General features: G+C 73.3%; 16 protein-coding genes. 9 read left to right on the top strand and 7 right to left on the bottom strand.

The genetic code is table 11. From position 1 onward, the window contains the following. Window positions 1-33 precede the first annotated feature (33 nt). The 5 genes from ACIGXJ_RS08180 to ACIGXJ_RS08160 all read right to left on the bottom strand — a co-directional run bounded on the left by ACIGXJ_RS08180 (window position 34) and on the right by ACIGXJ_RS08160 (window position 8,212). Window positions 34-5,007, bottom strand: a complete 4,974-nt coding sequence (locus tag ACIGXJ_RS08180) for a hypothetical protein (protein WP_399642512.1) — start codon at window positions 5,005-5,007, stop codon at window positions 34-36. After that, window positions 5,004-5,858 carry a DUF4132 domain-containing protein gene (locus ACIGXJ_RS08175; protein WP_399642511.1) on the bottom strand — a complete coding sequence of 285 codons (855 nt, stop codon included), beginning with the start codon at window positions 5,856-5,858 and terminating at the stop codon, window positions 5,004-5,006. The genes ACIGXJ_RS08180 and ACIGXJ_RS08175 overlap by 4 nt, the downstream gene beginning before the upstream one ends. A 99-nt stretch (window positions 5,859-5,957) precedes the next feature. Beyond that, on the bottom strand, window positions 5,958-6,986 hold the full coding sequence (locus ACIGXJ_RS08170) for a pentapeptide repeat-containing protein (RefSeq protein ID WP_399642510.1): 1,029 nt from the start codon (window positions 6,984-6,986) through the stop codon (window positions 5,958-5,960). Beyond that, a complete protein-coding gene (locus ACIGXJ_RS08165; RefSeq protein WP_399642509.1) occupies window positions 6,976-7,515 on the bottom strand; it encodes a hypothetical protein in 540 nt (179 codons plus the stop codon). Before ACIGXJ_RS08165 ends, ACIGXJ_RS08170 begins: the two co-directional genes overlap by 11 nt. Before the next feature lie 205 nt (window positions 7,516-7,720). Continuing rightward, on the bottom strand, window positions 7,721-8,212 hold the full coding sequence (locus tag ACIGXJ_RS08160; protein WP_399642796.1) for a flavin reductase family protein: 492 nt from the start codon (window positions 8,210-8,212) through the stop codon (window positions 7,721-7,723). A 292-nt stretch (window positions 8,213-8,504) separates the two neighbouring features. On the opposite strand from ACIGXJ_RS08160, the gene ACIGXJ_RS08155 reads away from it, so the two are divergent. Next, on the top strand, window positions 8,505-9,104 hold the full coding sequence (locus ACIGXJ_RS08155) for an SUKH-4 family immunity protein (RefSeq protein ID WP_399642508.1): 600 nt from the start codon (window positions 8,505-8,507) through the stop codon (window positions 9,102-9,104). Between the two features lies 1 nt (window position 9,105). On the opposite strand, the gene ACIGXJ_RS08150 is transcribed toward ACIGXJ_RS08155, so the two are convergent. Then, window positions 9,106-10,314: a phosphatidylserine/phosphatidylglycerophosphate/cardiolipin synthase family protein gene (locus ACIGXJ_RS08150; RefSeq protein WP_399642507.1), complete on the bottom strand. Its 1,209-nt coding sequence runs from the start codon at window positions 10,312-10,314 to the stop codon at window positions 9,106-9,108. Between the two features lie 235 nt (window positions 10,315-10,549). On the opposite strand from ACIGXJ_RS08150, the gene ACIGXJ_RS08145 reads away from it, so the two are divergent. From ACIGXJ_RS08145 to glgX, 5 genes are all read left to right on the top strand, one after another. Further along, window positions 10,550-12,313, top strand: coding sequence for a diacylglycerol kinase family protein (locus tag ACIGXJ_RS08145; protein ID WP_399642506.1), 1,764 nt, complete (start codon window positions 10,550-10,552; stop codon window positions 12,311-12,313). A 1-nt stretch (window position 12,314) separates the two neighbouring features. Further along, entirely contained in the window at window positions 12,315-13,268 is a 954-nt protein-coding gene (locus tag ACIGXJ_RS08140; protein ID WP_399642505.1) for a YihY/virulence factor BrkB family protein, read from the top strand. A 3-nt stretch (window positions 13,269-13,271) separates the two neighbouring features. Then, window positions 13,272-14,039 carry a phosphatase PAP2 family protein gene (locus tag ACIGXJ_RS08135; RefSeq protein WP_399642504.1) on the top strand — a complete coding sequence of 256 codons (768 nt, stop codon included), beginning with the start codon at window positions 13,272-13,274 and terminating at the stop codon, window positions 14,037-14,039. Window positions 14,040-14,232: 193 nt separating this feature from the next. Next, entirely contained in the window at window positions 14,233-14,682 is a 450-nt protein-coding gene (locus ACIGXJ_RS08130) for a hypothetical protein (protein ID WP_399642503.1), read from the top strand. A gap of 192 nt (window positions 14,683-14,874) precedes the next feature. Then, entirely contained in the window at window positions 14,875-16,989 is a 2,115-nt protein-coding gene (gene glgX, locus ACIGXJ_RS08125; protein WP_399642795.1) for a glycogen debranching protein GlgX, read from the top strand. A 106-nt stretch (window positions 16,990-17,095) separates the two neighbouring features. Here glgX and ACIGXJ_RS08120 read toward each other — a convergent pair whose 3' ends face one another. Next, window positions 17,096-17,410, bottom strand: a complete 315-nt coding sequence (locus tag ACIGXJ_RS08120) for an XRE family transcriptional regulator (protein WP_399642502.1) — start codon at window positions 17,408-17,410, stop codon at window positions 17,096-17,098. A gap of 233 nt (window positions 17,411-17,643) precedes the next feature. On the opposite strand from ACIGXJ_RS08120, the gene ACIGXJ_RS08115 reads away from it, so the two are divergent. The 3 genes from ACIGXJ_RS08115 to ACIGXJ_RS08105 are packed head-to-tail and all read left to right on the top strand — an operon-like array spanning window position 17,644 to window position 18,811. Further along, window positions 17,644-17,790, top strand: coding sequence for a hypothetical protein (locus ACIGXJ_RS08115; RefSeq protein WP_399642501.1), 147 nt, complete (start codon window positions 17,644-17,646; stop codon window positions 17,788-17,790). Then, window positions 17,787-18,392 (top strand): PRC-barrel domain-containing protein, encoded by a 606-nt coding sequence (locus ACIGXJ_RS08110; protein WP_399642500.1) that lies wholly within the window; start codon window positions 17,787-17,789, stop codon window positions 18,390-18,392. The genes ACIGXJ_RS08115 and ACIGXJ_RS08110 overlap by 4 nt, the downstream gene beginning before the upstream one ends. Beyond that, window positions 18,389-18,811: a PRC-barrel domain-containing protein gene (locus ACIGXJ_RS08105; protein ID WP_399642499.1), complete on the top strand. Its 423-nt coding sequence runs from the start codon at window positions 18,389-18,391 to the stop codon at window positions 18,809-18,811. Before ACIGXJ_RS08110 ends, ACIGXJ_RS08105 begins: the two co-directional genes overlap by 4 nt. Window positions 18,812-18,837 lie beyond the last annotated feature (26 nt).

The raw sequence follows: 18,837 nt of genomic DNA, 5'->3' as shown, positions 1-18,837 counted from the left end.
GTCGGTCGGGCGGGGAGGGGGCCTGGGCGGTCGTCATCGGCGCCGCCCCTTGCGGGTGGCACGCGTGGCGAGTTCCTCGTACGCGGGCGCGTCGCCGGACCGCACGCGCTGCCAGGCGCGGGCGAACAGTTCGGGGACGGGCAGCATCGGAACGGTGCGGACGCGTTCGTGGATCGGGTAGAGGCCCTCCTTCCACGTCTCCACCGGCAGCGCGGCGCCCTTGAGGTCGCGCCAGCCGCAGGGCAGGAAGAGCGTGCGCCCGGCCCGCGCCCGCTTGGCCTCGACGACCAGGTCGGTCGCGGCCAGCTCGGCGCGGGCCTTCTTCGCCCGGGCCGGCTTCCAACCGGTCCAGCGGGCGCAGTTGCGGTCCGTGGGGTCGGGCAGGGCCAGCAACTGGAGGTAGAGCACGGCCGCGTCCTCGCTCAGACCATGGGCCGAGCGGACCTCGGCGACCAGCGTGGGCGCACTGACCATGGGGTCCTGGGCGTGTCCGACGGGCCCCTCCCGGTCGGTGCCCTGCGCGAGGGTCCGGGCGAGGTCGTCGGCCAGGATCGTGCGCAGCGCCCGCAGTCCGGCGCCCCGCAGGGGACCGACGAGCCCCTCCAGCAGCCCGAGGACGGCGTCGTCGGGCCCGGTGAGCCCGGCGGGCCGGACCAGTGTCGTCTCGGTGTCGCCGTGCCACGGGCGCAGCACCAGCGCCTCCCCGACGCGGGTGAGTCCGTCCGCGTCGGCGCCGCCGGTGGGCGGGAGCCCGTGGGCCTTGCGGATCTCGACGGCGGTCGGGGTGCCCTGCTCGGTCCACTCGACGTCGAGGTCGAGCAGGAGCTCCGGGTCGGCGAGGCGGCGGCGCAGGGCGGCGAGGCCCTCGGGCAGCGCGGAGCGCAGGAGGTGCCCGTAGGGCAGGCCGTAGGCGAGCGAGGCGAGGGAGGCGACCGCGGTCACCAGGGCGCCCCTGGCGGGGACGGCGGCGGGGTCCTCGGGGACGAGGTTGCCGTCCTTGTCGGGACGCAGGACCGTGGTCCGGCTGAGCCAGGCGGTGCGCCGCGGGTTGAGCACGGCCCCGGCGGCGGTGCAGGGCAGTCCGGCGAGGTCGGCCATGACGTCCTCGGACAGCCGCACCACGGACCCCAGCCGCTCGGCCCACACCCGGCCGGCGGCGTCGACGTCCGGCCCGGTCGTCCACAGGTCGGCGGGGTCGGCGGGCAGCAGCGCCCCGAGCAGCGCCCTGCGGTCGCCGGCGGACAGTGAGCCCAGCATGTCGTTGGCCTGGTCCATCTGACGCGGCTTCAGGCCCGTCAGGGCGAGCGCGTCGGCGTCGCGGTCGTGCGGCTGGGCGGCGAGCAGCACGGTGGACTGGAGCGGGCCCAGCCCGCCGTGCGTCGCGGCGGCGAGCGCGTGGACCGCCTCGGGCCGCCACGGCGCGGCACCCTTGTCCCGGACCAGCCGGGCGACGGCGGCGAGCCCGTCGGCGGGGAACGCCGGCCGGTGCCGGGTCTCCTCCTCCAGGGTGAAGTGCGCGATCGCCCCGAACTCCCCGGTGGGGTCGTGGTCCAGGGCGAGCCAGCGCACCTGGCCGCGAGCGGTGTCGATGCGCTGGCAGCCGAGCACGACGACGGTACGGCCGTCCCGGCGCAGCACCTGGCCCTCGCGCTGCTGCTTCCGCGCCGGCTCGGCCAGGACAATCTCGCGCAGCGCGTCCCCGGGCGCGGCGAGCGGGCCCTCGGTCAGGGCCTCGAACAGCAGGAGCAGCGCCTCGCGTTCGGCGCCGGGCACGGCCGGCGAGGCCGCGCGGTAGGCGAGCGGCCGCAGGACGCCCAGCAGCGACGGCCAGATCGTGCCGATGCCGGGGACGGTGAGCTCGTCGCTGGTCCAGCCGTCGCCGAGCGGGGCCGGACGCCCGTGCTCGGCGGGCAGCGGCTTGCCCTGCGCGGGGTGCCCGGACAGCACGTGGTTGACGGAGCGGACCTGGCGGAGCACGGTCCACCGCTGCTCGCTGTGCCACCCGCCCCACAGATGGGCGATGCCCGCGGTGGCCTCGCGCAGCGTCCGGTCGTCACCGTGCTCGGGGCTGTAGTCGGCGAACATGCCCTCGGTGCGCCGTCTGTCCGGCGTCGCCCGCGGCGCGGGCGGCGCCGTGAGGGCGGCGGCCGACTCGGTGAGCCGCAGTGCCGTGCGGACCAGGGAGGAGACGCCGAGGAGCAGCCGCTCGTCGGTGAGGTCGGGAAGTGCCGGGGCCACCGCCCGCCGGACGAACTCGTCGGCGGTCGCGATACCGCCGCGGGTCGCCTCGTCGGCCGCGGCGATCAGCGCCTGACGCTCCGCCAGGGCAGCGGCGCCCACACGCAGGAGCTCGGCCGCCCGCTCGTCGCTGAGGGCGCGCAGCGCCGCCGAGCCCCGCTCGTCGCGCGGACGCAGGGCGTGCCAGTAGGGAAGGTGCGGCACGAACCGTGTGCCGGCGGCGAACTCGCCGCCCTTCTGCCCCGGCGTCACCCCGCCGAGCAGACCGTCCTCGGAGGTGTCACCGGCCGTGAAGAGGGCCAGGTGACCGCCGAAGAGCGCGGCGACGGGTTCGGCGCCCCCGGGCAGTCGCAGGGTGCCGAGCGGGATGCCGCGCGTCATGGTGACCGTACGGCCGTCCGGTGTACCGGTGGTCGTGCGCGTCTCGTCACCGTCCTTCTCCGTGCGCACCCAGCGCCCGAGGACCGTGCCGTCGGTGCCGAACGGGCTGTGCTCCAGGCCCGGTTGCAGCGGCAGCACCTCGCACACCGCCTGGTGCAGCGACGCGCCCTCGCGGACACCGGACGCCAGGAGTGCGGGCAGCGAGGCCCTCCCGTGCGTGCCGGTCACCGGGTCGTACTCCAGCCACACCTGCTGCTTGCCCTGTCTGCCCTGGCGCCACAGGGTGGTGCCGTCGCCGATCAGCGGGCGGCTCGGCGGCAGCACGGTGTCCCCGGCGTGCAGGGTGCGGCCGCCGGTGGCGCGGCCGCCGCCGGGCAGCGGGATCGAGGGCAGGCCGACGTGGTGGCCGTGGCCGTAGCCGAGTTGTTCGCCGCCGAGGGTGAACACCTCCGACGGCCGGGCGGACCAGTAGCCGTACTGCTTGCCGTCGTGCCGCCACATCACCAGCAGTTCGCCGTCGGTGTAGCGGAACTGCGGGCGGCTCCAGCGGTCGAGCTCGACGGGCAGCCGCAGGTCGTGTTCGAGGAGCACCTTCTCCGGGCCGACGACGATCGCCTTGTCGCCGCGGGAGACGATCAGCGCGGGCCACGCCTCGCTGACCGCCACGTCGTCGCGGTGGCCCTTGGGGCCGGTCTCGGCGTCGAGCGCCCGCAGCGCCTCGTCGAGGGCGGGCCAGCCCAGTTCGTCGAGGATGCCCGCGCGCAGGGTGCGGCCGAGCAGCGGCGCGATCTCGTGGGCGGCGACCCGGCCGACGGCGTCGGCGTCGACCCGGGCGGCCACCGGGCGGAAGGGCCGCAGCCGGTCCAGGGCCGCGCGGGCGCCGGGCAGGCCGGTCGCGCGGGTGAAGTCCCCCGCCCGGGCGGAGAGCCACTCGCGCAGCACTTCGCCCAGCACCGGGTGCGCGGCGAGCGACTCCAGCACCTCGGAGGAGGCCCGGTTGCCGCCCAGGGCGCCGATCGCCTCGTGGAGCAGGCGCCGCAGCCGCGGGTCGGCGGCGGTGGCGGTCAGGTCGCGGCGGCCGGGCCGGGTCTCGCGCAGCCAGCGGTCCAGGCTCAGGTGGACGGGCGTGTCCGGGCCGGGGACGGTCAGCGGGACGCCGTGCGCCGCGCACAGGTCCAGCAGGTCGAGGTCGGCGCCCGCGTGCCAGCGGCCGGTGAAGAGGTCGACCGGTCTGCCGTCCGCGCGCAGGCGTGGCGCCATCCGCTCGACGAGCGCGAGGGTGGCCGGGGAGCGGTCGCAGAAGGAGGCGCCGTGCTTGCGGTGCGTGGCCCAGCGGCCGAGCCATTCCGCGGCGTCGACCGAAGCGGCGGCCTCGGTGTCCTCGCCGGTCAGCAGCCGGTCGGCTCCGGTCTCCGTCAGCAGTGCCAGCCAGAACTCGTCGTCCTCGACGCTGCCGCCCAGACCGTTCGGCATGATCTCCAGCAGGCGGGTCCGCGCGGACGGCCGCTGCTCGGCGAGGACGGACAGCGTGGCCCGGTAGGTGTTCCAGAAGGAGGCGGGGGCGCGGACCGCGGCCGGGGAGGCGATCAGGTCGGCGACGAGGGAGCACTCCTCGGTGACCCGGGACAGGCCCGCCGCCTTGATCAGGCTGCGCGCGTCCTGCGGCAGGGAGGCGTACGGCGGCATGCCGGCCGCGCAGCGCTCCACCGTCAGCTGCCGGTACTGCACCCACGCCTCGGCCGGGTCGAGCCGGCGGGCGAGGTCCTTCACATGCTCCTTGAGGGCCTTGACGGTCAGCGCGCCCGCGAACGCGAACTCCAGGAACACCGCCCGCTGCCGGTCCTCGTCGACGGTGAGGGCGTGCACCCGCTCGGCCTCGCGCGCCTTGCCGAAGAAGGCGGAGGCGTATGTCGTGTTCTCGTGCTGGAGGAAGATCCGCGCCGCCTGCTCGTAGAAGGTCGGCAGGAAGTGCGGTACCGCGCGGCCGAGCTGGTCGCCGAGGGCCTCGAAGCCCTCCTTGGCGGTGCCGGGGCGGGACTTGGCCTGGCGGGCGAGCCGTTCGACGTCCTTGACCAGGGCCAGCGCGTGGTGGCCGTTGGCCGGGTCGTTGACCAGCGCCCAGGCGGGGAAGCCCAGGGTCTCCCGGCGGACCTGGCCCACCCGGGGGGTCTCCGGCTCGCGGGCGAGGCCCAGGAACTCCAGGGCGAGGTCCTCGGCCTCGCCGAGGGTGCCCGGCACGAGCCGGACGACGCGCCGGTCGTCGAGGGCGGGGTGGGTGTAGGTGCGGACGGTGAGGGTGTCGGCGTCCTCACGGGCGGTGGTGCCGGGCGGCAGGACGGCACCCGCCTCCAGCAGCGCGGCCGCGGTGGTCTCGTCGTAGGTGCTCATGCGGCCTTCTCCTCGTCCTCGATGTCGCGCCCGGCGTACAGCGCGGCCGCCATGCGCATGCCTTCCGACCAGGACACCGGCCCGACCTGACCGAGCCTCAGCGGGCGTCCCGAGGCGTCCGTGAAGGTCAGCGGGCCGGTCTCCGTCTCGAAGTAGGAGTCGTAGTCGCCGATCCAGACCCGGGCCTCGATCGCGCGGCCGTCCTCGCGCAGGGAGCAGACGGCGTCGCCGCCGCGGACGCGGTAGCCGAGCTGGGTGGCCCGGCCGTGCAGGAAGCGCAGTTCCTTGAACACGCCGCCCGCGTAGTCCTCGACGGTGCGGGCCTCGGGGTCGACACCGTCGGGGCGGTGCCACACCTCGCGGAAGAGCTGCTGGGCGCGCTGTTCCAGGCCCAGTTCCACGGCGAACTCCCGCAGGTCCTCCAGTTCGTCGAGGAGCACCGGGTGCGGGATGCGGACGCGGTCGGAGGTGATGCGTACGGTGTCGCCGTCGAGGTCGACGAGGCCCAGTCCGCGGCCGAGGTCGGCGTCCCGGAGGAAGCCGGCGACCTCGCCGTCGGGTCCGGTGACCACCAGGTCGCGCAGTGCGTTCCGCCAGGCCGGATCGGGCCACACCCGGGCGATGACGGCGAAGGGCACCGGCAGGGAGCGCACCATCCACCGCTCGACGTCGGCCAGGCACTGCCGCTCGTGCCGTTCCAGCCATTCGGCGAGCTGGCGCAGTCCCACCACGGCGGGATCGTCGGCGAGCTTCGCCGGTACGGACTTCAGCCGCCGCCCCGCCGCGTTGCGGCAGATCACCTTCCCGGCCTCCAGCGCGACCTCGTAGCCGCCGGCCGTCACCCACCCCACACGTGCCTCCCCGCACCTCTGTGATCAAGTGACGGGAACTCTAGGACAGGCCACTGACAACGCCCTCCCCGGCCTCCTGCGCCCGGTCCGGCGCGGTGCTCAGACGGTCTCGGGTACTCCGGTGCACTGCGGGACGTGGCCGAGGGTCACGACGAAGTGGCCGTTCCCCAGGGAGACCGACCGGGACAGGATGGTGGTGTGCACGTCGGGGGGCCACTCCGTCTCCAGGGACCAGTGGACGCCGTCCAGTTGGAGCGAGTCCACCGTGGGGGTGTCGGGGTCGTCGTCGCCGATGGTGTTGAGGAGGTTGGCGCCGCGGAGGTCGGCGTTGCGGAGGTTGGCGTACCAGATGTGGGCGTCGCTGAGGTCGGCGTCCCGGAGGTCCGCACCGGCGAGGAGGGCCCGGTGGAGGTTGGCACCCCGCAGGTTGGCGCCGCGCAGGCGGGCCTCGGTGAGGTCGTGACCGTGCAGGTAGGTGCCGCACAGGTCGGCCTCGTCCAGGACGGCGCTGCCGAGGCGGGTGCGCAGCTGGGCGCCCCGCAGGTCGGCGCCGGTGAGGTCCGCGTTCCACAGGTCGGCGCCGGTGAGGTCGGCGCCCCGAAGATCGGCCGAGCGCAGGGTGGCGTTGCGCAGGACGGCGTTGCTGAGGTTCGCCGCGCCCAGGCCGGCACGGCTCAGCGTCGCGCCCTGCAGACGCGCGTGGCGCAGATCGGCGTTGCGCAGGTCGGCCTGGTACAGGTCGCTGCGGTTGAGATGGGCCTCGCGCAGGGTGGCGGTGGCCAGGTTGGTGCCCCGCAGACGGGCCCCGGTGAGGTTGCCGATCTCGAGGTCGGCGCCTTGGAGGTCGGCGCGGGACAGATTGGCGCCCCGCAGGTCCGCGCTGCGGAGGTTGGCGTAGGCCAGGCCCGCCTCGCACAGGTCGGCGTCGGCCAGTCCTGCGCCCTTGAGCCGCGCGCCGGGGCGAGTCGGGGGCGCGGCGGCCGACTCGGGCAGGTGCGGCGGCACGGGTGCCGTGGAGGGGTGTCCGCCGGCCGTGGAGGCGGGCCGTCGGGAGGCCGGGTCGTGGAAGGCCGGGGAGCGCCGTGACAGGACGGCGACGATGCGCCCGATCAGGCGGTCAGCTCGCATGGGGGCCTCCTTGAGCCGTCGGTGCCGTGCCCGCTCCGCCCTGTGCCGTCGGCAGGTGCGCGCCCGCCTCCTGGACGGTGGGGGGAGGCCAGACCGCCTCGGGCGGCGGAAGCGGCTCGGGACCGGACGCGGGCTGCTGCAGCGTCGCGGCGATGCCCTCACGGCCGACTCTCGTCACCAGCGGCACGAACGCCGTGACCTTCTCCAGCACGACCGGCGCCGTGGCTCCCACCAGGACCGCGAGCCAGGCCGACATCCGGCCCGGCGCGGTCGCGGTGCAGGCGAGTGCGACGCCCCCGCCGACCGCGATCCTCAGCACTCCCGCGACGCAGTACGCCAGCACCCCGGGCGCCGGCAGTTCCTCGTCGGGCTCGGTCCGGTGCGCGCCGGCCCGTGAGCCCTGCGAGAGGGTGCTCGCGCCCACGTTCCAGGGAAGTCTGCGCCAGCGGCGTACCGCGATGATGTAGTCGAGCGCCTCCATGGCGAAGCCCCCAAAGGCCCCCCAGAGCACGCCTTCCAGCCATGCCATGAACCGGAGCGTAGGAATGCCTCCGGGACGGCTGCCGGGAGTTGAGTGTTCTTGCACCGGCGGCCGACGACCTGTGGTAGGCGGGCCTCGTCGTCGTCCGGGTACCCGACCACGACGTCCGTCTCGATCCCCATGGCGCCCGAGGCTACCGGCCCCCTCCGACGACGCGGCCCCGTCGCACCGGTGCCGCGGGAGCGGGACGCTGTCAGTCCACCGGATGCCCCGGCTCGATGGACAGGGCGTCCGCGAGGCGCAGCAACGGCCCGCCGTCGGCCTTCTCGTCCTGGCCGGACTGCGCGGGGCTCAGGACGAACCCGACGTGGTCGCCCCCGTCGATCCGCTGCTCGATCCTTCCCACGAACCAGGCACACGCGTCGCGCAGGACGGCGGCTCCGCCGTGCGCGACGGTCCAGTCGACACGGGCGAACTTGTCCACCGAGTGACCGGTCTCGCCGCCGAACAGGGCGGCCAGCTCGTGCTGCCGTCGCGTCAGGACATGCACGGCGAGGAAGTCGGCGGCACACGCCACCTCGTACGTCCGGTTCACCTTGGACAGCCACACCACGAACCGCAACGGCCGCAGCGAGCACTGCGAGGCGAACCCCACGAGACAGCCCGCCCGCTCGTCGCCCGCGGTCGCCGTGACGACATACATGTCGGGATTCAGCCTGCCGATGAACGCGTCCATGCCCACCATGCTCACCATGCTCACCCATGGAGGGTGCGGTGACCAGGACGGCAGGCGGCCGGGGCGGGCGAGTCGTTCGATTCGCGGTCCCTCGTCCGCACGGTGGCCTCGGCTTCGCGGGACCGCTGTCGCGCAGAACGGCTCGTACTTGAACGCTGTCCGGGTCCACCGGACCGAAGGCACCCGGACGAGCCCAGGCCCCAGCCCGCCGGAGCCCCGGGGCGAGTAACGGACCGCTCACCGCTACGATCCGCTGAAAGTCCCTGGCGCCCGTGCCGCCGCCCAATTCGGAGTTCCGGCAGTGCTTTTCGACATCACCCGCACCCGGCTCGCCGACGTCTTCGGCGAGGAGCGGATCGCGACCCTGCCCGCCACCGCCTTCCCGCCCTCCGCGGCGGAGACAGCCGGCGCACGTCTGCTGCGGACCGTCGGCGTGCCCACCGGGACGCTCCTGCTGCGGGAGCCCGACGAGGACACCGGTCGCCTGCCGCTCGCCCGGGAGGTCGTCGACGCCCCGCAGGACGCGGGCGGCTGGCCCGTCATCGGCTGGCTGCTCAACGCCCACCTCGCCCTCGATCCCGCCTCCGGCAAGGTGCTCGCCCTCGACCCCGACGAGGAGAGCGTGCGGGAACTGCACACGGACGTCTCCTCCCTCGTCCAGGTCACCAGCCGGTTCCAGCGCCTGCTCGACGAGTTCGGCTTCAGCGGCGACGACGGCGACGAGGGGGCCGGTTTCGAGCGCCTGGACCGCGAGGTCGAGCGCGTTCGTCGGGAGACGAGCCGGATCGATCCGCTCCCCTTCCAGGACGAGGAGACCGTCTGGTCGGTGGTCGGCGACGAGATCGCCGCGGGCCGGCGCTTCACGGGCGACAGCCCCGGAGCCCGCTCGCTCCGCCGATGACTCAGAGGAAGCGTCGGATCGGGGTGACGGCGGCCTCCTTGAGGCGCTGGAGCGCGGCCCGCCGTTTCCACCGGTCGAGGTCGATCTCGACGCTTCGTCGCAGGTCCTCGTCGTAGTCGCGGTCGAGTTCGGCGGTGAATTCCTCGTCCAGGACGGCGAGCATGACCTCTTCGTCGTGGTCCATGGACCGGCGGTTGAAGTTGGTGGACCCGATCAGCGAGGCGACCGAGTCCACGGTGATGATCTTGGCGTGCATCATCGTCGGCTGGTACTGGCGGATGTGGACGCCGGCCTCCAGCAGGCGTGTGTAGTGGTGCTGGCCGGCGAGCTGGCAGGCGCGCTGGTCGGTGTGGGGGCCGGGGAGCAGGATCTCCACGCGCACGCCCCGGCGGGCGGTCCGGCACAGCAGGTCGATGAAGTAGGTGTCGGGCGCGAAGTAGGCGGTGGCCAGGCGGAATCGCTCCTCGGCGGAGGTGAGCATGACGCGGATGAGGGTCTGCATGTCCTGCCAGCCGATGCTGGCCGATCCGCGCACCACCTGCACGATCGACGAGCCGGCCTGCGGGTGTTCGCCGAAGCGGTCGCGGTCGTCGAAGAGTTCGTCGTGGCACTCGGCCCAGTTCTGCGCGAACGCGGCGGCGATGCCGTCCACGGCGGGCCCGCGCACCTGGACATGGGTGTCGCGCCACTCGCCCGGGTTGCGGGCGTCGCCGCACCATTCCTCCGCTATGCCGACGCCACCGGTGAACGCGGTGTGCTCGTCGACGACGAGGGCCTTGCGGTGGCAGCGGTGGTTCTGCTTGAACGGCGACAGCCAGACGGGCTTGCGGAACCAGGCCACCTGCACGCCCGCCGTGTTCATGTGGTCCAGCAGCTGCTGCTCGATCTCCATGGCGCCGAAGCCGTCCAGCAGCAGCCGGACGCGTACGCCGGCCCGCGCGCGGTCGGCGAGGGCGAAGGCGAAGTCCCGGGCGACCTGACCGCGCCAGTACACGAACGTCATCATGTCGACGGTGTGCCTGGCCGAACGGATCGACTCGAGCATCGCGGGGAATATCTCGTCACCGTTGCGCAGGGGTACGAGGTCGTTCCCCTCGGTGGCGGCGATGCCGATCAGCCGTTCCAGGCGGCGGCGCAGCCGCTGCTTGCGGGCCGCCGCGTCGGTCGCGGTGTCATGGGCACGGGGCTCCGGTCTGCTGTCGAGGAACACGTCGTATCTCCCGTTTCGGCCATCAGGGCGGATCACTGCGGGCTGCACCACGAGCCCGACAAGGCGCTTGCCCGGCGGACGCCTCCGTATGTCGGCGGCGGCCGAACCCGGCCCTGGCCCCGGTCCCCTGCGCGGACCGGGCCCGCCTATTTCCGGGCCGGCCGGGCATACGGCGGTGAACCAGAGGACAGTCTCCGGCCGGTCACCGCCGCGAGACGCTGATCAGGGGGTACGGATGCCGACCGCTGTATCGGGAAGACCGGACGAGTTGCCCGGTGAGCGACCCGCGGAGGAGCCCGGTGCCGCCGGGGGCGGCCGCGCCCCGGTGCTGCGCGGGACCGGCTGGTCGGCCCGCTGGATCGGTGCGCTGACCGTCTGCCAGGCGGCCTTGGTGGTGGGCGCCGGCCTGCTGATCACCGGCCCCGCCCAGGGCCTGTGGCCCGTGACGGTCGAGGACGCGGTCATCGAGGCCCTGGTGCGGATGCGCACGGGTTCCCTCACCGTCCTGTCCTCCATCGTGTCGGAGGCGGGCAACACCGCGACGGTGATCGCCGTCACCTCCGTGAGCTGTGTGGGCCTGATCCTGATACCGCGGCTGCCGTTGTGGCGGCAGGCCGCCTTCCTCGCTCTCGCCGTGTCGTTGCAGTCGCTCGTCTTCCTCGTCGTGACGGTGGCGGTCGACCGTCACCGCCCGGACGTGGACCGTCTCGACGGCTCACTGCCCACCTCCAGTTACACCTCCGGCCACACCGGCGCGGCCACCGCGGTCTACGGCGGGCTCGCCGTGCTCGTGCTGTCCCGGCTGCGCGGTCCGTGGCGGGGCGTCGTGGCCGGGCTGCTGTTCCTCGTCCCGGTCGCGGTGGGTGTCGCCCGGATGTACCGGGGCATGCACCATCCCACCGATGTCGTGGGCGGTCTGGTGAACGGTGGTCTCTCGCTGCTGATCGTGGGGCGCGCCGTACTCGCGGACGGGTTCGTGACCGCTCGTCCCGCAGCCGCCGGCACGGCCGTCGCCGACCGTTCGCGGCGGCTGCCCGGTCACGTCGCCGTGGTCTTCAACCCCACGGTCACCGGTCGCGCCGAACGAGACGTCCTGCGGGGGGTCCTGGAACGACACGGCTGTGCCGAACCGGCGTTCGTCGAGACCACCGCCGAGGACCCGGGGGGCGGACAGACGGCCGCGGCGGTCCGCGAGGGTGCGACGCTCGTGGTGGTCTGCGGCGGCGACGGTACGCTGCGAGCGGCCGCCGACGCCCTGGCGGGGAGCCGGATCCCGCTGGCCCTGGTGCCCTGCGGGACCGGCAACCTCCTGGCGCGCAATCTCGGCCTGCCGCTGGCTCCCGCCGAGGCGCTCGACGCCGCGCTGCGCGGTGCCGTCCACCATGTGGACCTCGGCCGTGTCGAGGGCGACGGGCTGGCCGCGACCCACTTCGCCGCCATGTCCGGCGCGGGCCTGGACGCCGCGATGCTGGAGCGCGCCAACGACAGCGACCGGACCAAGTCCCTGCTGGGCTGGCCCGCCTACGCGGTGGCGCTCCTGCGCGTGCTGCGCACCCCTCGCATGAGTCTGAGCGTCCGCCTGGACGACGCCCCGGTCCTGCGCCGCCGCGCCCGCATGGTGCTGCTCGGCAACGTCGGCACCGTACAGGGCGGTCTGACGCTGCTGCCGGACGCCCGCCCCGACGACGGCCGGCTCAACCTGCTGATCCTGGACCCGCGGGGGCCGGGCGGCTGGATCCGGGCCGTACGGACGCTGTTGCGGGGCAGTACGCGGGCGCCGTCGCGGGTCGTGGACCCGGCCGTGGACACCGTCCGCGGGCGGGACGGCCGTAGAGACGGCTCGCCCGTGGAGTTCTTCGCCTTCAGGCGGGCCGAGATCGGCTTCGACGGCCCCCAGCCCCGCGAACTGGACGGCGATCCGGTGACGCCCGGACACCGCCTGACCGCGGAGGTCAGGCCGGGTGCTCTGACCATGCTGCTGCCGGTGCGAGGGGAGTGACATGGGTACCGCGACGAAGGTTCCCGAGACGAGGGACATGAGCGGGGAGGAGCTGTCCGCCGACGAGGCCTGGGCCGCGCTGCGCCGTTACGGCGGCGGCTCGCTGCTGCGGGACGCCTTCCTGCGGTTCCGCTACGCCGACGGCTTCAGCCACTCCCGCGCCCTGGCGCTGCAGACGGTGCTCGCGCTCATCCCCATGGCGATCGCCTTCGTCGGTCTGTCGACCACCCTGCACACCGAGGACATCGGCAGGCTCGCCGAACTGACGATCCACCGGATCGCCCGGGGCCCCAGCGCCGAGGTCGTCGACGACGCGCTCGCCCGCAGCCGGCGCAGAGCGGGCGACGGCGCCGCGGCCGCGCTCTGGCTCGGAGCCCTCTTCTCACTGGTCAACGTCACCACGGCGATGTGCCAGATAGAGCGGGGCGCCAACCGGATCTACGGCAACGAACGCGACCGTCCCTTCAACCGCAAGTACCTGCGCGGTCTGGTGATGTCCGTCAGCGCGGGGCTCCCGCTCGGCCTCGGGTTCGTCGTCATGGTCGCAGGCGGCGACCTCGCCTCGGCCGCGGTCACCGTGTACCACCTCGACGACAGTGCCCGCGGGGCCTGGGACATCCTGCGCTGGCCCGTCGGACTGCTGCTCGCCCTCATCTCCGCGAGCGCCGTCTTCCGCCGTTCACCGCGCCGCAAACAGCCCGGCTACACCTGGCTCGCCTTCGGCGCGGCCGTGTATCTGGTGCTGTGGATGACCCTGACCTGGCTGCTGAGCCTCTACCTGAACCTCAGCGGCTCGTTCGACGCCGTCTACGGGCCCCTGAGCGCCTTCATGTCCCTGTTGCTGTGGGCCTATCTGACCTCCATCGCGCTGTTCCTCGGGCTGTCCTTCGCCGCCCAGCTGGAAGCGGTGAGGGGACGGTGCCCCGGCCCGATCCAGACCGACCCGGGAGTCTGAAACATGGTCACGCGAGCCGTCCTACGACGCCTTGCCGAACGCCGCCGGCGCGCCGACCGCAGGTACGCGGCACGGCTGCTGGCCTCCACCGCCGTCGCCGCCGTGGCCGCGGTGCTCTTCGCGCTGCTCCTCGTCCTGGTCGAGGGGCAGTGGAGGCCCTTGCGGCAGATCGACGTGGGCGCGGCACGGCGCCTGCACGAGCTCGCCGTCCACCACCCGGCCTGGACCGACGTGCTGCACGTGCTGTCCGACCGGGTGTGGGATCCCGTCACCCTGCGCGCGGCCGTCGCGGTCCTCACGCTGTGGCTGCTTCGGCGCGGGGCGTGGCGCCTGGCGGCCTGGGCGGCGGTGACGGCCGTGGCCGGCGGGCTCATCGGCCTGCTGGTCAAGGTCGTGGTGGAGCGCGCCAGGCCCGCCCTGCAGGACCCGGTGGCGCAAGCGCCGGGCTACTCCTTCCCGTCGGGTCACGCGATGACGGGCATGACGTCCTTCGCCGTCTTCGTGCTGGTGCTGCTGCCCCTGATCCCGCGTGCCTGGCGCGTCGCGTGCTGGTGCGTCGCGGTGCTGTCGGTGCTGGGCGTCGGCTTCACCCGGGTCGCCCTCGGTGTGCACTGGTTCAGTGACGTACTGGGGGGCTGGCTGCTGGGCCTGGCCGTCGCAGCCCTCACCACCTGGGCGTTCGAGGCGTGGCGCACCGAGGCCGGCCGGGGCCGGGTCCCGGTGGGCGAGGGCCTGGAACCGGAGCTCGCCGAGGCCGCCCCGGAGCGGTGAACCGCGTGTGCGCCGCCGCGCGCCCCGCATGAGGGAGGCGTCGGCGGACCTCACTCGGATGACCGACGCCTTGCGCACCATGTGTGCGCTCCGCCCCAGTTCACGCAGTTTTCGAACAGGGAGGCGGGCCTGAGGTGGTGTCAGATGGGTAGGCGCGGGGACTACTCAACGGCATCGAGGAAGGGAAAGGCCCATGTCCGTGGATCCCGTACCCGCCGAGGTGAGTTCGGCGGCGGACCAGGTCGCCGTGTCGATGATCGAGTTGTGGCGGCGGGCGCGTGCCGATGCCGCTCCCACGGTCTCCGAGGAGCAGATGCGCGGTCTGCTCGCCCTGGCCGCGGAGCCTTCGGACCCGGGCGGGGTCGCGGGAAGCCTCGGCGTCAGTCCCTCGTCGGCCACGCGGCTGCTCGACCGGCTGGAACAGCGCACGCTGGTGCGCCATCTGCCCTCGGGCGAGTTCTGCCTGACCGGCGCCGGGAAGTGCGTGCTGGAGGCCACGCGTGAACGTCGTCGGCAGCTTCTGGAACAGACGGTGGTGACGGCCTCGCCGTCGGACCGGCCCGTGCTGCGGGATGTCTTCGACCAGTTGTACGGGGTGGTGAGTCCCGTGGCCCGGGTGCCGCACAGCCGCCGGCCGCGCTGATCGGCACGCGGACCACCGCTGTCCGGCAGGCCCTCCTCGCGCGGGCGGGCCGTGCCCGGGTGCGCATGTTCGCCGGTGACGTGGGCACAAGGGAACGGCGGCAGCGGGGTGTCCCCGCCGTCCGGGTCCGGGGAGGGGCGTGTCGTGCATATCTGGCAGGAGAGTACCGAGGTGGGCCCGCGACCGGGCCGGATGTCGCCGCTGGGCGCGACGTTCGACGGGACGGGAACGAACTTCGCCGTGTTCTCGGAGGTGGCGCAGCGGGTGGAGCTGTGCCTGTTCGACGAGGACGGCACCGAGGAGCGTGTCCCCCTGAAGGAGGTGGACGGCTTCGTCCACCACGTCTACCTGCCGGACGTCGGCCCGGGCCGGCGGTACGGGTTCCGGGTGCACGGGCCGTACCGGCCGGAGCACGGTGAGCGCTGCAACCCCAGCAAGCTGCTGCTCGACCCGTACGCCAAGGCGATCGAGGGCGACGTCGAGTGGAACGAGGCGCTGTTCCCCTACCACTTCGACGCCCCGGGGCGCCGGAACGACCTGGATTCCGCCCCGTACACACCCAAGTCGGTGGTGGTGAACCCGTACTTCGACTGGGGCAGCGACCATCCGCCGCGGACGCCCTATCACGAGACGGTCGTCTACGAGGCCCATGTGAGGGGCATGACCCAGACGCACCCGGCGATTCCGGAGGCGATGCGCGGTACGTACGCCGCGATGGCGCACCCCGCCATGGTGGACTACTTCGTCAAGCTGGGCGTCACCGCGGTGGAGCTGATGCCGGTCCACCAGTTCGTCCAGGACCACGCGCTGGTGGAGAGGGGCCTCTCCAACTACTGGGGCTACAACACCATCGGCTTCTTCGCCCCGCACAACGCCTACTGCTCCTCGGGGCAACGGGGCGAGCAGGTGCAGGAGTTCCGCTCGATGGTCAAGACCCTGCACGAGGCGGGGATCGAGGTCATCCTCGACGTCGTCTACAACCACACAGCCGAGGGCAACCACCTGGGGCCGGTGCTGTCGCTGCGCGGTCTGGACAACGCGGCCTACTACCGGCTGTCGGACGAGGACCGGCGCTTCTACTGGGACACCACCGGCACGGGCAACAGCCTGCGGATGAACCATCCGCACACCCTCCAGCTCATCATGGACTCGCTGCGGTACTGGGTCACCGAGATGCACGTCGACGGCTTCCGGTTCGACCTGGCGGCGACGCTGGCCCGCCAGTTCCACGAGGTCGACCGTCTGTCGTCGTTCTTCGACCTCGTCCAGCAGGACCCGGTCATCTCCCAGGTGAAGCTCATCGCCGAGCCGTGGGACGTCGGTGACGGCGGCTACCAGGTCGGCAACTTCCCTCCGCTGTGGACCGAGTGGAACGGCAAGTACCGGGACACGGTGCGCGACTTCTGGCGCGGCGAGGGCGGCACGCTCGGTGAGTTCGCCTCCCGCCTGACCGGTTCCTCGGACCTGTACCAGAGCGACGGCCGCCGCCCCTACGCGTCGGTCAACTTCGTCACCGCACACGACGGCTTCACCCTGCGCGATCTCGTCTCGTACAACGACAAGCACAACGAGGCCAACGGTGAGGACAACCGGGACGGCGAGAGCCACAACCGCTCCTGGAACTGCGGCGCGGAGGGCGACACACGCGACCGCGGCGTCCTCGAACTCCGCGCCCGCCAGCAGCGCAACTTCATCGCCACCCTGCTGCTCTCCCAGGGCGTGCCCATGCTGCTGCACGGTGACGAACTCGGACGCAGCCAGCGCGGCAACAACAACGCCTACTGCCAGGACAACGAACTGACCTGGATCGACTGGTCGGACGCCGTCGAAGGCACCGAACTACTCGACTTCACGCGCAAGCTGATCGCCCTGCGCCGGGACCATCCCGTCTTCCGCCGGCGGCGGTTCTTCCAGGGCCGGGCTCCCCAGGGCAGCGGGCGCGCCCATCGGGGCGGCCGGACCGAGGAGAAGGACATCGCCTGGTTCACCCCGGCCGGACGCGAGATGACCGACACCGACTGGGACACCGGATTCGCGAGGTCCCTGATGGTCCATCTCAACGGCAAGGCCATCACGGAACCGGACCTGCGGGGGCTGCCGGTGGTGGACGACTCGTTCCTGCTGCTGTTCAACGCCCACAGCGAGCCCCTCACCTTCACCGTTCCCCAGGGGCTCGACCCGTGGTGGGCGGTGGAGGTGGACACCGCCATCCCGTACACCGACTACCGGCCGCTGATCAAGGGCGGCAGCGAGGTGGAGGTCGAGTCCCGCGCCATGCTCGTCCTGCGCGCGCACCGCGACGGCTGACCCCCGGCTGCCGGGGAGGACGCGCGGCCTCGCCCCGGGCGGGCCCTGCCGAGGGTGTCAGGGCACCGCCGGGGCATGGCTGCCGTACGTCGCCGGGGCAGGGTCCTCAGCTCGTCGCGCCCGCTCGTCGTACGTCCCGGCCACCCGCCGCCAGCAACTCCCCTGCGGGCAGGGAGAGCATGAGCGCGAGCGCGTCCAACTCCTCCTCGGTGGGCCGGACGGGGCCGGCCGCGCCGTCCTCGGCGAACGCCTTGATCCGCGGCGTCCGGATGCCGGTGCGGGCGGCGACGACTTCGGCCGACACGCCCCTTCGGGTCATGGCCCGCTGGATCAGTCGTGCAAGTGCGTCCATCTCCGCCTCCGCGCCGCCGCCGCTGCCGACATGTGTCCGGCCGCCTACCCGGGGCGCGGGAATCGACACGTCCGCTCCTTTCGGGGCTTCGAACTTCACTCGTACGGCGCCCGGTTGGAGCGGACCCGACCCGGCGGTGACCTCCTCGGCCGACTCCGGCCGCGCCAGGCGTACAAGTCCGTACCGCGGGCAACCGGATAGCCCAGGGACCGCCGCCGGACAGAACGACGGCCATGGCGAAGACGGTACTGATGAGACGTACGAACGAGACGTGCGGATGAGACGTACGGAGGAGGTATGCGATGGAGTGGTGGAGTTGGGTGGTCCTTCTCGTCGCGGTGGCGGGGGTGCTCACCGCGGCCGCTCTGGTGGTGCAGGCCAGGCGCCGCAGCGGCACGGTGATCGCGGTGCGTCCGGCCCGGCGGCCCGGCCGGGAGGGTCCCCGGTGAACACCCTCATGCTCGCCTCGGAACTGACCAAGCGGGTGGTCGTGACGCTGGCCGGTGAGGCGGTCGCCCAGATCCGGGACACCGTCTTCGACGCGCAGGCGGGCCGGATCACCGGTTTCACCCTGAGCGGGCGCGGTCTGCTGGCCGGGCCGCTGAAGGAGAGCCTGCCCTTCTCCGGGGTGCACGCGATCGGGCCGTCCGCCGTGATGATCCCGAGCGAGGCTGTGCTGGAGAGGCGCGGCAAGGTCGTGGGGACCGGCGAAGCCGAACAGGGCCAGGTCCTCGGTGCGCCCGTCCTCACCGACCAGGGGACGGAGGTCGGAACGGTCCTGGACGTCGTGGTCGAGGGCGGCGGCAGCGGACAGGTGGTCGGCTTCGAGATCGCCGCGAACGAGAACCTCGACCTGCACAAGCGGAAGGTCTTCGTGCCGCGCGGGGAGACGCTGGCCGTCTCCGGGCGCGCTCTGGTCGTCCCGGCGCACGCCCGTCACTTCGCCGCCGACGACCTGCCCAGCTTCAGCGCCCAGGTGGAGGCGTTCCGCGCGCACGCCGCGCGGCCGTACGCGGGTTCCCCCGCGGTCGAGGAAGGAGGCCCGGCATGATGCTGTTCACCCAGGCCATGGGGCTCCCGGTGATCACCGCCGACGAGGCCGAACCGCTGGGGCGCGTCGAGGCCCTGACCATCGACGCGCGCAGCCGGAGCATCGCCTGCCTGCGCCTGTCCGGAGCCCCGAAGCACGCCACGGCCGTCGCCTGGAACGCGGTCGAGGCGGTGGGCCGGGACGCCGTCATCGTGCGCTCCCGCACGGCGGCCGATCCCGGACAGAGCGGTTTCCCCGTCCATCGCGAGGCGCTCGGACACCGCATCCTCACCGAACACGGCGCCGCGCACGGCACCGTGAAGGACATCGCCTTCGACCCTGCGACCGGCGAGGTCAGGACGCTGTACACGGCTTTCGGCGACATCCCCGGAGACCGGCTCCTCGGCCTCGGCTCCTACGCGGTGGTGGTGGGCGCCTAGGACGGCCGACGGGGGCACCGGTCCCG

Source organism: Streptomyces sp. NPDC053367 (assembly GCF_044545925.1).
Classification (GTDB): domain Bacteria; phylum Actinomycetota; class Actinomycetes; order Streptomycetales; family Streptomycetaceae; genus Streptomyces.
Note: the sequence above shows the minus strand (reverse complement) of the source record. Positions and strands in the feature narration are given on the sequence as shown.

Excerpts from the sequence above, each read along its gene's own strand:
- ACIGXJ_RS08160 (WP_399642796.1), bottom strand. The coding sequence starts at position 8,212 with ATGGTGGGCATGGACGCGTTCATCGGCAGGCTGAATCCCGACATGTAT.
- ACIGXJ_RS08130 (WP_399642503.1), top strand. The coding sequence starts at position 14,233 with ATGTCCGTGGATCCCGTACCCGCCGAGGTGAGTTCGGCGGCGGACCAG.
- glgX (WP_399642795.1), top strand. The coding sequence starts at position 14,875 with ATGTCGCCGCTGGGCGCGACGTTCGACGGGACGGGAACGAACTTCGCC.
- ACIGXJ_RS08115 (WP_399642501.1), top strand. The coding sequence starts at position 17,644 with ATGGAGTGGTGGAGTTGGGTGGTCCTTCTCGTCGCGGTGGCGGGGGTG.
- ACIGXJ_RS08170 (WP_399642510.1), bottom strand. The coding sequence starts at position 6,986 with ATGCGAGCTGACCGCCTGATCGGGCGCATCGTCGCCGTCCTGTCACGG.
- ACIGXJ_RS08135 (WP_399642504.1), top strand. The coding sequence starts at position 13,272 with ATGGTCACGCGAGCCGTCCTACGACGCCTTGCCGAACGCCGCCGGCGC.
- ACIGXJ_RS08140 (WP_399642505.1), top strand. The coding sequence starts at position 12,315 with ATGGGTACCGCGACGAAGGTTCCCGAGACGAGGGACATGAGCGGGGAG.
- ACIGXJ_RS08145 (WP_399642506.1), top strand. The coding sequence starts at position 10,550 with ATGCCGACCGCTGTATCGGGAAGACCGGACGAGTTGCCCGGTGAGCGA.
- ACIGXJ_RS08165 (WP_399642509.1), bottom strand. The coding sequence starts at position 7,515 with ATGGCATGGCTGGAAGGCGTGCTCTGGGGGGCCTTTGGGGGCTTCGCC.
- ACIGXJ_RS08105 (WP_399642499.1), top strand. The coding sequence starts at position 18,389 with ATGATGCTGTTCACCCAGGCCATGGGGCTCCCGGTGATCACCGCCGAC.
- ACIGXJ_RS08180 (WP_399642512.1), bottom strand. The coding sequence starts at position 5,007 with ATGAGCACCTACGACGAGACCACCGCGGCCGCGCTGCTGGAGGCGGGT.